The organism is Flavisolibacter nicotianae (assembly GCF_003628535.1).
Lineage (GTDB): Bacteria > Bacteroidota > Bacteroidia > Chitinophagales > Chitinophagaceae > Flavisolibacter > Flavisolibacter nicotianae.
The window spans coordinates 363436-376091 of sequence record NZ_RBCI01000003.1; the positions used below are offsets into that span (position 1 = coordinate 363436).

13 protein-coding genes and 5 tRNA genes are annotated in these 12656 nt (G+C 46.6%); 15 read left to right on the forward strand and 3 right to left on the reverse strand.

Going from position 1 to position 12656, the window contains the following annotated elements:
* Nucleotides 1-41: 41 nt before the first annotated feature.
* Together D6024_RS09965 and D6024_RS09970 are read right to left on the reverse strand one after the other, a co-directional pair.
* Nucleotides 42-1148, reverse strand: a complete 1107-nt coding sequence (locus D6024_RS09965; RefSeq protein ID WP_121354453.1) for an acyltransferase family protein — start codon at nt 1146-1148, stop codon at nt 42-44.
* Nucleotides 1129-1719: a riboflavin synthase gene (locus D6024_RS09970; RefSeq protein ID WP_121354454.1), complete on the reverse strand. Its 591-nt coding sequence runs from the start codon at nt 1717-1719 to the stop codon at nt 1129-1131. Before D6024_RS09970 ends, D6024_RS09965 begins: the two co-directional genes overlap by 20 nt.
* Nucleotides 1720-1815: 96 nt before the next feature.
* On the opposite strand from D6024_RS09970, the gene rpsU reads away from it, so the two are divergent.
* From rpsU to D6024_RS10035, 12 genes are all read left to right on the forward strand, one after another.
* The gene (gene rpsU / locus D6024_RS09975) at nt 1816-2013 is read left to right on the forward strand and encodes a 30S ribosomal protein S21 (RefSeq protein WP_121354455.1); all 198 of its coding nucleotides are present in this window, start codon (nt 1816-1818) and stop codon (nt 2011-2013) included.
* 67 nt (nt 2014-2080) lie between these two features.
* On the forward strand, nt 2081-2977 hold the full coding sequence (locus D6024_RS09980; RefSeq protein ID WP_121354456.1) for a tyrosine-type recombinase/integrase: 897 nt from the start codon (nt 2081-2083) through the stop codon (nt 2975-2977).
* Nucleotides 2978-3103: 126 nt separating this feature from the next.
* Nucleotides 3104-3403, forward strand: coding sequence for an HPF/RaiA family ribosome-associated protein (locus D6024_RS09985; protein WP_121354457.1), 300 nt, complete (start codon nt 3104-3106; stop codon nt 3401-3403).
* Between the two features lie 144 nt (nt 3404-3547).
* Nucleotides 3548-3620: transfer RNA gene (locus tag D6024_RS09990), tRNA-Thr, on the forward strand.
* Nucleotides 3621-3706: 86 nt separating this feature from the next.
* Nucleotides 3707-3788 (forward strand) — tRNA-Tyr (locus D6024_RS09995).
* Between the two features lie 85 nt (nt 3789-3873).
* Nucleotides 3874-3946 (forward strand) — tRNA-Gly (locus tag D6024_RS10000).
* A gap of 88 nt (nt 3947-4034) precedes the next feature.
* Nucleotides 4035-4106, forward strand: a tRNA-Thr gene (locus tag D6024_RS10005).
* Nucleotides 4107-4336: 230 nt separating this feature from the next.
* Nucleotides 4337-5524, forward strand: coding sequence for an elongation factor Tu (gene tuf / locus D6024_RS10010; RefSeq protein WP_121354458.1), 1188 nt, complete (start codon nt 4337-4339; stop codon nt 5522-5524).
* A 109-nt stretch (nt 5525-5633) separates the two neighbouring features.
* Nucleotides 5634-5704, forward strand: a tRNA-Trp gene (locus tag D6024_RS10015).
* Nucleotides 5705-5793: 89 nt separating this feature from the next.
* Complete coding sequence (secE, locus tag D6024_RS10020; RefSeq protein WP_121354459.1) at nt 5794-5985, forward strand: preprotein translocase subunit SecE; 192 nt, start codon at nt 5794-5796, stop codon at nt 5983-5985.
* A 2-nt stretch (nt 5986-5987) separates the two neighbouring features.
* Nucleotides 5988-6572, forward strand: a complete 585-nt coding sequence (gene nusG, locus D6024_RS10025) for a transcription termination/antitermination protein NusG (RefSeq protein WP_121354460.1) — start codon at nt 5988-5990, stop codon at nt 6570-6572.
* Nucleotides 6573-7281: 709 nt separating this feature from the next.
* Nucleotides 7282-9798, forward strand: coding sequence for a DUF5916 domain-containing protein (locus D6024_RS10035; protein WP_121354462.1), 2517 nt, complete (start codon nt 7282-7284; stop codon nt 9796-9798).
* 30 nt (nt 9799-9828) lie between these two features.
* Here D6024_RS10035 and D6024_RS10040 read toward each other — a convergent pair whose 3' ends face one another.
* On the reverse strand, nt 9829-10545 hold the full coding sequence (locus D6024_RS10040) for a class I SAM-dependent methyltransferase (protein ID WP_121354463.1): 717 nt from the start codon (nt 10543-10545) through the stop codon (nt 9829-9831).
* Between the two features lie 266 nt (nt 10546-10811).
* Here D6024_RS10040 and rplK point away from each other — a divergent pair, with 266 nt between their 5' ends.
* Genes rplK through rplJ form a run of 3 tightly spaced genes read left to right on the forward strand, consistent with a single transcriptional unit; the run spans nt 10812 to nt 12537 of the window.
* The gene (gene rplK / locus D6024_RS10045) at nt 10812-11255 is read left to right on the forward strand and encodes a 50S ribosomal protein L11 (RefSeq protein WP_121354464.1); all 444 of its coding nucleotides are present in this window, start codon (nt 10812-10814) and stop codon (nt 11253-11255) included.
* 27 nt (nt 11256-11282) lie between these two features.
* Nucleotides 11283-11978 (forward strand): 50S ribosomal protein L1, encoded by a 696-nt coding sequence (gene rplA / locus D6024_RS10050; RefSeq protein ID WP_121354465.1) that lies wholly within the window; start codon nt 11283-11285, stop codon nt 11976-11978.
* 28 nt (nt 11979-12006) lie between these two features.
* The gene (gene rplJ, locus D6024_RS10055) at nt 12007-12537 is read left to right on the forward strand and encodes a 50S ribosomal protein L10 (RefSeq protein ID WP_121354466.1); all 531 of its coding nucleotides are present in this window, start codon (nt 12007-12009) and stop codon (nt 12535-12537) included.
* The last annotated feature ends 119 nt before the right edge of the window (nt 12538-12656 follow it).

The following is a 12656-nucleotide window of genomic DNA, read 5'->3' on the forward strand; positions in this document are numbered from 1 at the left end:
ACGGATAAAGATAATGGAAAGGATGTGGCCTGACCTGCATCTTAACGTTGTTGTTGCAACAAAGATGGAAGGGCAGGTGGTTTTGCTGGCTGGTTTGGAAAATATTTTTTGAGATGGAGGAAATATCGCTCCAGCGTGTAAAAACTAATTGTGCTAATGAGAAGTGTTAACAAAAGGCTTGAGGCCACCACCACTGGTGAGGAAGAAGCTGCACCAAAAAACTTTGCACAAAGTGAAACCGTAACCAGATTGATGGGCAAATGAAGCAAATAAACTCCGTAGGAGATTTTACCGATGAAATTTAGGATTCGGTTATTTCTCAAAAGAGATAAAGAGGTATCGCTTTGTGTAAAAAACAAAAGGAAAAGATAGGCAACCAGGGCAATCAGGCTATAACCAATGGTGGCCATGAAAGGCGTTTTCATCGAGGCAGAACGAAAAGTCAGGATGCCGGCAAATAGGACTCCCAGGCTGGTGACCAGCAAAAGCAGGGCGGGTGCTTTTCGAATTCGGTACCCACAGCCTAAAAGCGCTCCGAAAAGAATGCTGTCGATCCGTGTAAATGTATTGCAGTAATAGACCGCAAATTGGTCCGGATACTGGTGCCAGAGTAGGGTTCGTAAACAAAATACCACCGGTAGCAAGAACAGGATGAGGCGTGTCAGTTTTTTTCTTGAAACGAAATAAACAAGGATGGGGAAGAATAGGTAGAACTGCTCTTCAACTGCCAACGACCATAGGTGATTTAAATAATATTCCTGCGGGAGCCTTTTAAAAACAAAGAGCCAGTTTTCTAAAAAAAGAAAATAGTAAAACCAGTTTTCTTTATAAAAAACCAAGCGATTGTGCAGGTCAAAAACGCAGACTACCAAAAAAAAGACGGACAAAAGTGCCAGGCAAAGAGGAAGAATGCGCAGGGCACGCCTAATATAAAAATTTCTGAAAAAGGATGATTTATTCTTGTCGGTACGCAGTAAGATAGTTGTGATGAGAAACCCTGAAATCACAAAAAACAGGTCAACGCCCATCCAGCCCCATTCCCAGTTGGCGTTAGTGATATAAAAATGGGAGAAGATAACGCTTAAGACGGCAATCCCACGGAGAGCATCAAGACCGGGGTAATACGATTTAGTGGATAAAGCCTGCATTGCGCACAATATACTTTCCAATCATGTCAAATTCCAGGTTCACACTGTCGCCCTCCCTGAGAGACCGCAGGTTGGTATGTTCGAACGTGTAAGGGATGATGGCTACTTTGAACGAATTTTTTTTCACATCAAAAATGGTCAGGCTGATGCCGTTCAGGCTGATAGAGCCTTTTTCAATCACCAGCGGCGCAAATTTTTTGGGGAAGCTAAAGGTGAACTCATGGCTGCCGTTGCGGTCTTTGATTTTTTCGCAGTTACCGGTCGTGTCGACATGGCCCTGTACAAAATGCCCGTCCAGGCGTTTTGAAGGCAGCAGGCTTTGCTCTAAGTTGACGGATTTCCCGATGGCCCACTGTTGCAGGGCGGATTTTTCCAGGGTTTCCAAAACGGCCGTCACCCGGTGGCGATTTTCCCGGACTTCTTCTACCGTCAGGCATACGCCGTCGTGCGCCACGCTCTGGTCAATGGTAAACGAATGGGAGAGGGGAGATTCGATCCAAAACGTCTTGTTGGTGCCGCTTTCGTACAGTTCTTTCACGTCGCCAAGGCTCTCGATAATTCCGGTAAACATGCGGTAAAATTCGGGGTTTTTACATTTTGTTTTGGATTGGAGCGAAAATTGCGGCTATATTTGCGTTTCCAAAAAAAGCAAAAGGAGGTATAACGCATGCTAATTATCGATTCAAAAGACTGCGAAAACATAGACAAGGCTCTGAAGAAATACAAAAAGAAATTCGAAAAAGCCAAGATCTTGTTGCAGTTGCGTGAAAGACAGTCGTTCACCAAGCCTTCTGTAAAACGCAGGGGTGAAGTGCTGAAGGCTGTTTACAAGCAAAAGATAGCAAGCGGAAAGATCGAAGCCTAAGGCTTCTTCCTCTACCACAATATTGTATAGCTGCAAGGTTTTCTCTACTTTGCAGCTATTGTTTTTTATGGAAAGCCACCACCTCCTACTACAGCCCTTTCTCGATTACCTCAAGTTTGAGAAGCGTTATTCCCGCCACACCTTGCTTTCCTATGAAACGGACCTGGTTGCTTTTTTCGACTTTTTGGTAGTGCAATATGGCGATACGGAACTGCCACAGATCACCCACACCCTGGTTCGCAGTTGGCTGGCTTCGCTGAAGGACGGCGGCCTGTCGGCAAAGACCATTAACCGCAAAATTTCCACCCTCAAGTCTTTTTTCAAGTACCAGGTAAAGACCGGCACTATCCGGCAAACGCCGATGGCGAAAGTCATCGCCCCGAAAAGTGAAAAGCGGCTGCCGAATTTTGTTGCGGACAAGGATATCCAGACGCTGTTTGACCACGTGGAATTTCCCGACACCTGGAAAGGGGCCACGGAACGCCTGCTGCTGCAGCTTTTTTACCAGACGGGGATGCGATTAAGCGAAGCGCTGGGCCTTAGTGAGAGCAGTATCGATTTTTCAAAGTGCACCATCAAAGTGCTTGGCAAGGGCAACAAGGAGCGCATCATTCCCATGAATGCTACGCTGAAAGACGAATTGCAGGCGTACCTGCACAGGAAAAAAGCGGAAGTGGAAGCTGGTGCTGGCGCCTTATTTGTGACGAAGAAAGGAAAACCCGTGTCGCCGCGTTCGGTTTACGCCTCCGTCCGCCATTACCTGACCCTTGTTACGACCATTCAAAAGCGGAGCCCCCACGTCCTGCGCCACACCTTTGCCACCCATCTCACCAATAATGGCGCCGACCTGAATGCCGTAAAAGAGCTGCTCGGACACAGCAGCCTCGCCGCTACGCAGGTCTATACACACAACACGATCGAAAAGCTAAAAAGCATTTACAAAAATGCGCATCCAAAGGCCTGAAAATTGTGATGGAAATCACGAAATATTTTTGCTTTTTTTCTTTGGCGAAATAGGTTGAAAGAGTACCTTCATAGTCCTACCGGAAATTGTTCTTTGACTTATTTTTTCACAGATAAAACCAATACTATGATCGTACATGTTCAAGCGCTTCACTTTGATGCGGACCGAAAATTGGTGGATTTTATTACCAAGAAATTGGAGAAACTGAATCAGTATCACGACCGGATTATCAAAGTGGATGTAATTCTTAATCTGGACAATGTAAAACATCAGATTAAGGATAAAATTGCAGAGATACGGGTGCATGTGCCACGGGCTGATTTTTTTGTAAAGTCAACCAGCAAGTCGTTTGAAGTTTCATTTGAAGAAGCTTTCAATGCAGTTGTTCAACAGATAAAAAAGAAAAAAGAAAGACAAGCCGCTTAAAAAATTGATAAATCCTGCCTTCGGGCAGGATTTTTTTTGCCCTTTGCTGAAAAATTTTTTGTTTCCATTTTGCTGATATTCATTTTCCATTACCTTTGCCATCCCGAAAAACAAGGGAGCTCTTTCAAAGGATCAATAAAACACGCCACTTTAGCTCAGCTGGTAGAGCAACTGATTTGTAATCAGTAGGTCGTTGGTTCGACTCCGACAAGTGGCTCAGGCCTATTTACTATTTAAGCGATAAGATTTAATATTGCGGTTTTCCACGTATTTAATTGTCACTTTTAAATTTTAAATAGAGGCGGGCAGGTTCCAGAGCGGCCAAATGGGGCGGACTGTAAATCCGCTGTCTTCGACTTCAGTGGTTCGAATCCACTCCTGCCCACAGGGCCACTTGCCGACAGGCAATTGGCAGATAAACAAGTTCTTTGATTTGCAAATTGCCTCTTGGCTTTTTGCATATTGAACAAGCGGGAGTAGCTCATTTGGTAGAGCGATAGCCTTCCAAGCTATAGGTGGCGAGTTCGAGCCTCGTCTCCCGCTCCCTTTCAGTTTGCAGTCTGCAGTTAGCAGCTTGCAGTTGTTGAATCTGCAGTGCCAACTGCCAACTGATCACTGCCAACTGAGGTACGCCGTTGTAGCTCAGTGGTAGAGCACTTCCTTGGTAAGGAAGAGGTCTGGGGTTCAATTCCCCATAACGGCTCAAGTCGTGAATGGTAACCGGTCAAGCGTGAATGAGGGAAACTTCAGGGAACGTTTGGCATTTTGCAGTTTACGGTTTCGCTGCAAAGCGAACAAAATGTAGAAGTGTGCGACGCAACAGAATTTCAATCGACATCCTGTTGCCGGCAACATAAAAATTTTCCTTCGAGCTGTTAGTTGGTTCGTCGGAAGCAAACAAAAACAAAAACTCCACAACTAAAAACCGATAAGATGGCAAAAGAAAGTTTTAAGCGGGATAAACCCCACGTTAACGTTGGTACCATCGGTCACGTTGACCATGGTAAAACCACTTTGACTGCTGCTATTACCTCCATTCTGTCTCAGAAGGGTTTAGCAGAAGCAAAAAAATACGATGAAATTGATGGTGCTCCGGAAGAAAAAGAGCGTGGTATCACCATTAACACTGCACACGTAGAGTACCAAACAGCCAGCCGTCACTATGCACACGTTGACTGTCCTGGTCACGCTGACTACGTAAAGAACATGATTACCGGTGCTGCGCAAATGGACGGTGCTATCTTGGTTGTGGCTGCTACCGATGGTCCTATGCCGCAAACAAAAGAGCACATCCTGCTGGCCCGCCAGGTAGGTGTACCTCGCATCGTGGTATTCATGAACAAAGTTGACTTAGTTGACGACCCCGAGCTGCTGGAACTGGTTGAGATGGAAATCCGCGACCTGCTCAGCTCTTACGGTTTCGACGGTGACAATACGCCGATCATTCAAGGTTCTGCTACAGGTGCCCTGGCTGGTGAAGCAAAATGGGTTGCAAAAGTAGAAGAGCTGATGGATGCGGTTGATGCCTACATTCCGCTGCCTCCTCGTCCGGTGGATCTGCCGTTCCTGATGTCTGTAGAGGACGTCTTCTCAATCACCGGTCGTGGTACCGTTGCTACCGGCCGTATCGAAAGAGGTCGTATCAAAGTTGGTGAGCCTGTTGAGATCGTTGGTCTGATGGATGCTCCGCTGACTTCTACTTGTACAGGTGTGGAAATGTTCCGCAAACTGTTGGATGAAGGGGAAGCTGGTGACAACGCAGGTCTGCTGTTGCGCGGTATTGAAAAAACGCAAATCCGCCGCGGTATGGTTATCTGTAAGCCGGGTTCGATCACGCCGCACACTGACTTCAAAGGCGAGGTTTATGTACTGAGCAAAGAAGAAGGTGGACGTCACACGCCATTCTTCCAGAAATACCGTCCTCAGTTCTACTTCCGTACAACGGACGTTACCGGTGAGGTTGAACTGCCTGCTGGAACGGAGATGGTAATGCCTGGTGATAACACGAACCTGACTGTAAAACTGATCCAGCCGATCGCGATGGAGAAAGGTTTGAAGTTCGCCATCCGCGAAGGTGGTCGTACAGTTGGTGCCGGTCAGGTAACTGAAATTCTGAAATAAGCTTTTTGCCTTTAGCTTTTAGCTATTGGCCGAAAGGCAGGGCAAATAATCCTATATTTGCTCCATATTGCTAAGAGCTATTAGCGCTGCTAGTAGCTCTTAGCGTTCTACGGGCATAGTTCAATGGCAGAATAGCGGTCTCCAAAACCGTTGATGGGAGTTCGAATCTCTCTGCCCGTGCAAATAAAAAGTTCGAAGTTCGAGGTGTGATGTTCAATTTTTTTGAACCCAGCCTCGAACTTCGAACGTAATAAACCACGAACGATTTTATGAACAAGATTTCAATTTACTTCCGCGAATCGTACAAAGAATTGACGGAAAAAGTGACCTGGCCCAACTGGCTGCAATTGCAGCAGTCGACCATGATTGTGCTGGCTGCGACCCTTCTGATCACGGCTGTTGTGGCGATTATGGATCTTATTTCGGCTACCGGCCTGAAATTTATCTACAAAATTTTCTAAGAATGGAATCAACAGCACAAAATACACAAGAGCCGCAACAGCAGGAAACCAAGTGGTATGTGCTGCGTGTGGTAAGTGGTAAAGAAAAAAAGGTAAAAGAATACCTCGACAAGGAAGTTTCCCGCGGCGGCTGGGGACATGTTGTGAAGCAGGTATTTCTCCCGGTGGAAAAAGTTTACAAGGTCCAGAACGGGAAGAAGGTGATGCGGGAGCGCAACTACTATCCCGGCTATGTGATGATTGAAATTGCCGAAGGAAAACTCAGCGACGACCTGAAAGAAATTATTAAGAATACATCCAACGTCATTCACTTTCTTGGTAAGGAAAATCCCATTGCCCTGCGCAAGGCAGAAGTGAACAAGATGCTTGGCAAGATGGACGAAATGGCCGAAGCGGGTGGGGTGAGCATGAGCGAGCCATTCATCGTTGGCGAAACCATCAAGATCATTGAAGGGCCGTTCAATGACTTTAACGGGGTGATTGAAGAAGTAAATGACGAAAAGAAGAAATTAAAGGTGACTGTAAAAATCTTCGGTCGTTCCACACCAGTAGAGCTGAACTACATGCAGGTAGAAAAGCTGAGCTGATTGTATTAGAACAGAGATTTATTTTTAAAAGCTGGTTCAATTGGACCAGCTTTTTTTATGCCCGGCCCCGGTCTTTAGTTTTATAGATGTACCTGCGCTACCCGGTGGCCAGAATCTGGCAACTTCTTGCAGGGGTAATGTTATTGCGACTTGTCTATGCTGCGCTGATCATTCCCTTGCAGTACAAGGCTTTCCCGGCTATAGACAGCCGGTGGCTGTGGCCGCAACGGTTATCAGGAACGCTTCACTTCAATACAGGGGCAAAGCCGTGCGGTTTCCTGTGGCAATCAAAAACCGGATGTTTTCCTACCGATCCGATACAGTCACAAAGCCCTCCGGCATCTCCTATCAAATTCCTTCCTATTACTTTTTGTCAACGGGCAAAATCATGACCTTGATACAATGCCGCATGCGAGAACCGTCTATTTTTCATACGCTTCGCAAATGGATCAGCATGCTGTTGATTCGGTGTTCTGTTTTTTCGACGGAAATATGAATGCGAAGGTGATTTTCTACCAGCTAAAAGAGATGGCGGAAGCAGGCCTTAGGAAACCTGGCGATGCAATGAAGGCATTCAAATGAAATTGGTACCGGCGTTAATGAAAACATAATTCACCTTGGTAGATTTTGTTTTTGATAAGCGGTAACTATTTGAACACTTGCTACGTATAACTTCGTTGAACGGGATGCCGGCGCCAAACCACAACCAATGCGTACAACTATTTTTTTGCTTCTCCTTGCGTTTACACTACCACTTGCCGCTCAACAGAAAATTGCTAAATCGGTTCCGGCAAAGCGAACAACCGCTTCGCTAAAAATTGATGGCAATCTTGATGAACCGGCCTGGAAAGAGGCGGTTCCGGCAAAGGATTTTATCGAGTGGCGGCCCACAGCCGGCAAAGCCGAAGATTCAGCAAACAGGACAATTGTTTACCTGTTATACGATAATACGTCGGTGTATGTCGGTGGCTATTGCTACGAGCGGACAAAAGACAGCATTTCACGAGAGCTGGTGGGAAGGGATGTTGTGGGGGTGAATGATTTCGTTGGTGTTATCCTGGACACCTATCATGACAAAATCAATGCTTCAGGCTTTTATGTGACGCCTTATGGCGAACAGTTCGATGCCAAGTATTCCAATACCGGCAATAACGAGGAAGATCCTTCCTGGAATGCCGTGTGGGACAGCGAAGCAAAAATTCATGCGGACGGTTGGAGTTTTGAAATGCGCATTCCTTATTCTGCACTTCGCTTTGTTAGCCGAGACAACCAGACGTGGGGGTTGAACATTACCCGTCGCCGCAACAAAACCGGTCAGCAATACATGTGGAACCCGATCGACCCTAACGTAAACGGCTTTATCAACCAGGAAGGCGACTGGACCGGCCTAGGTAAAATTGAAGCACCAGTGCGGCTTTCCTTTTCTCCCTACCTGTCGGCTTATGTCAATCATTACCCCAACAAAACAGAAGGTGTAAAAGATTTTACCTCCTCGTTCAATGGCGGTATGGACGTGAAGTACGGGATCAGCAATGCCTTTACGCTGGATATGACCCTGATCCCAGATTTCGGCCAGGTGCAGAGCGATAACCGCGTGTTGAACCTGTCGCCCTTCGAGGTCAAATACAATGAAAACCGCGCCTTCTTTACAGAGGGCACCGAGTTGTTCAATAAGGGAAATCTTTTTTATTCAAGGCGCATCGGTGGCCAGCCCCTTCATTATTGGGATGTGTATAATCAATTGGGAGCGGACGAAACGGTGGAAAAGAATCCAACGGAATCGAAGTTGATCAACGCGACCAAAATTTCGGGACGGACACAAAAAGGGTTGGGTATTGGTTTTTTCAACGCGATCACCAAACCCATGTATGCCGAAATTGGTGAAAATGGAAAACCAAACCGGCAAGTGGAAACTTCACCGCTCACCAATTATAATATCGTCGTACTGGATCAAACCTTAAAGAATAACTCGTCGGTGTCGTTTATCAATACCAACGTCCTGCGCAGCGGTGCCGATTATGACGCCAATGTCAGCGCTGCCCTTGTTAATTTAAATAACAAGAAGAATACGTACAATGTGTACGGAAAATTCTCGCTCAGTCAACTCACCGCCTCGCCGGTTGCGCCAGCAGCCACAGGTTATTCCCATAATGTAAGCGTTGGTAAAACCGGTGGCAGCCTTCGTTTCCAGCTCGGGGAAGAGCTTGCCGATGACAAGTACAACATCAACGACATGGGCATTCTCTTTAACAACAATTACATCGACCATTATTTCTGGACCGGCTACCGTTGGATTACGCCGGGCAGCTGGTACAACCGGATACAGGTTAACTACAACGCCTATTACAGCATGTTGTACAAGAAAGTGCAGGGTCAGAAGATCAACAGCGAGTTTCAACGATTCAATACCAATATCAATGCAAATGCGCAGTTGAAAAACCTTTGGTTCGTCGGTATTTATTTCGGGTATTCTCCGGCCGGCAACGATTTCTACGAGCCACGCAATACCGGTTACTCGTTCCGTGCCCCCGAGCGCCGCCAGTTCAGTACCTGGTTCGAAACTAATTATGCCAAAAAATACGCGGTTTCGGTCAACTATTTTCTGGGGGTGCGAAGCTTGTTCAATAGTCCAAACCACCAGTTGGACGTCTCGCACCGCTACCGCTTCAGCGATAAATTTTCCCTGACCCATTCCTTGTCCTATTACCCGGCTACCAATGATGCCGGCTATTACAACAACTATTACCGCCAAGATGTGAATGGGAATCAAATTCTCGATCCCGGTGGGAAACCAATCCTGGACGATATTCTCTTTTCCCGGCGGGATTTGAAGACCATCGAAAATGTGCTTTCGGCCAAGTTCAATTTTAATAACCGGTCAGGCGTGACATTCAGGGCACGGCACTATTGGAGCAAAGTGCATGTAAAGCAATTGTATGACCTGGCACAAGACGGTTCGCTTGCCCCAACGATGCATTCATCCGTGGGATTGGAAAACCAGAGCGTAAATATCTTCAACATTGATGCGGTGTACACGCTGCAGTTCGCTCCCGGCAGCTTTATCAATATTGTTTGGAAAGACGCCAGTTTCCTGGCTGATAATGCGATTGACCGGAGCTATTTCAAAAATTTCGACCGGACACTGGCAGAGCCCCAGAACAACAATTTGTCCATCAAAATCATTTATTACCTCGATTACCTGAATTTCAGAAAAGGCAAGAAATAGCTGTGGCCGTTCGTCTTTTTGGCAAGCCTGTCAGACGACTTTGAAAATAGAGAAGTAATAATTGTTGGCCGCCGCGATCATTTCCAGGTTGATGTAGTACGCCTGTACAAAGTCCAGGAAAGCCTTAAACTCGTGGGTCGGAACGGCAAACTCGTCGAAAAAGATCAGGTCGCCCTTTTTGAGAAAAGGAGCGAGGCTGGTGAGGGCATATAGCGTGGCGGAATAGATGTCCGCGTCCAACATCAGTACGTTGCGACGGCTGTTGTCCAGTTCCGGTAAAAAGCGGTGGATGGTCTGCTGAAACAATCCCTGGTAAAACTTTCCGCGTTCGTCCTGGATAACCGGTATCTGGTTTTCGTTGGAAAATGACCCTTTTTTGAAGGGACCCCAGTCTTCGGGGAGGCCGGTAAAGGTATCGAACCCATAAAACCGGCTTTGCGGGTTTTGATTTTCCTGTAAAAAAAAGCGAAACGAATGACCGGCCGCCACGCCAAACTCCATGTAATTGATGGCTTCACCGGCCAGACCTTCTTTTTCGATCACCCGTTTGTAAAGTTGATAGCGTTTTTGGTAGTCCCATTTCGACGGGAAATCGTTGTGCACCTCCGGTTTGCTCCTGGCCACCAGGTCAGAAAGCTTGGTCATGCAGTACAGGTTCAGGAAGAGGGAAGAGAAGGGATTGAGCAGCTTGTGCAGCCGCAGGTAGATAAAAATGATTTTACTGTACCGGATAAACGCAAGTTTCATTCGTTGCTGTTTGGACGTTCAAAAGTGAGATTCTGACAGGGGGGCAAAAATAGGTGCTAAACCGCGTTGGATTTGCGGCCCTTCAAATCTTATTGGATTCCTAAATCAGCCCGCAGAGGCATCGTTTTCTTTTCAAATTAAAAAAGATACCCTAGATTTGCGACCCCAAACAGTTCTTTAGAAATTCACTCTGTGTGAAAATTGAGGAATTTGGGAGACTGAGTAGATAACCGAAAAGTCGCTTGAACCAATAAATCAGAAGAAAAATGGCAAAAGAAATCACTGGCTATGTAAAGCTTCAGTGCAAGGGTGGCCAGGCCAACCCTGCACCTCCGATTGGTCCGGCGTTGGGTTCCAAAGGTGTTAACATCATGGAATTCTGCAAGCAATTCAACGCAAGGACTCAAGACAAAATGGGCAAAGTGCTTCCTGTTTTGTTGACTGTTTACTCCGATAAGTCGTTCGACTTTATTATCAAAACTCCTCCAGCAGCCGTTCAGCTTAAGGATGCCGCGAAAATTCAAAGTGGTTCAAAAGAGCCTAACCGCCAGAAGGTGGGCAAGGTAACCTGGGCACAGATCGAAGAGATCGCTAAAGACAAGATGCCCGACCTTAATGCCTTTACCCTGGAAAGCGCCATGAGCATGGTCGCCGGTACGGCCCGCAGCATGGGATTGACTGTAGAAGGTGAATCACCGTTGAAAAAATAATCTCGAACACTTTAAAAGAATTTCAAAATGGCATTCATTCCTAAAAAAAGAAAAGCAGCAAACGCAAAAGTTGATGCGAACAAAGCTTACTCTTTGAAAGATGCGTCTGCATTGGTAAAAGAGATCAACACCACGAAGTTCGATGCGTCTGTTGATTTGCATATCCGCTTGGGCGTTGATCCCAAAAAAGCTGACCAGGCGATCCGCGGTACGGTAACCCTCCCGCATGGTACTGGTAAAACAAAACGTGTATTGGTGCTTTGCGGCCCCGAGCAGGAAGCCGCTGCCAAAGGCGCTGGTGCCGACTACGTAGGTTTAGACGAGTTTGTACAAAAGATTGAAGGTGGCTGGACAGATGTTGACGTGATTGTTGCAACACCGGCCGTGATGCCGAAAATCGGTCGTCTGGGTAAAATTCTCGGTCCCCGTAACCTGATGCCGAACCCGAAAACAGGTACCGTTACAAACGATGTAGCGTCTGCAGTGAACGAAGTAAAAGGTGGTAAGATTGCATTTAAGGTAGACAAAGCGGGTATCATCCACGCTTCGATCGGCCGTGTTTCTTTCAGCCCCGAGAAAATCGCCGGCAACGCTCAGGAACTGATCAATGCCCTGATCAAGGCAAAGCCTGCAACCGCAAAAGGTACGTACCTGAAAGGGTTGACAATGGCTGCGACCATGAGCCCTGGTATTGCTATCGACACAAAATCTTTTGTTCACTAATCCTTACGTGGGATAAAAACTTATTATCATGACCAAAGAACAAAAAAATGAGATCATAGGAGAGTTGAAAGAGAAATTTTCTCAGTACAACAACTTCTATGTTACCAATACAGAATCGCTGTCCGTAGACCAGGTCAGCAAATTGCGCCGCGCTTGTTTCAGCAAGAATGTTGAAATGCGTGTTGCCAAAAACACCTTGATCAAAAAAGCGCTGGAATCGTTTAACAACGAGAGCTACAATGGCGTGTTTGACTCGCTGAACAATGTAACAGCCCTGTTGTTTTCTGAAAATCCAAAAGAGCCTGCACTGATCATTTCTTCTTTCCGTACCGACAGCAAAGGAGAGAAGCCTGAACTGAAAGCAGCCTTTATCAACGGTGATATCTACACCGGCGACAACAACCTGGAAACACTGACAAAGATCAAGACGAAGAACGAATTGATCGGCGAAGTGATCGGCTTGTTGCAATCACCTGCGAAGCGTGTACTGGCTGCCTTGCTGCACCATCACGAAAAGCAAGCTGAAGGTGCCTCTGCAGAAGCACCGGCGGCAGAATAAGAGAGAATCGCTGCAAGCCGCAAGCTTTTAGCCGCAAGACCTAAAGTGCAATTTGTTCAATGAGTCTTGCAGCTTGAGGCGAACAGCTCAAAGCTTCTTATAAAAGCCCAGGCCTGAGG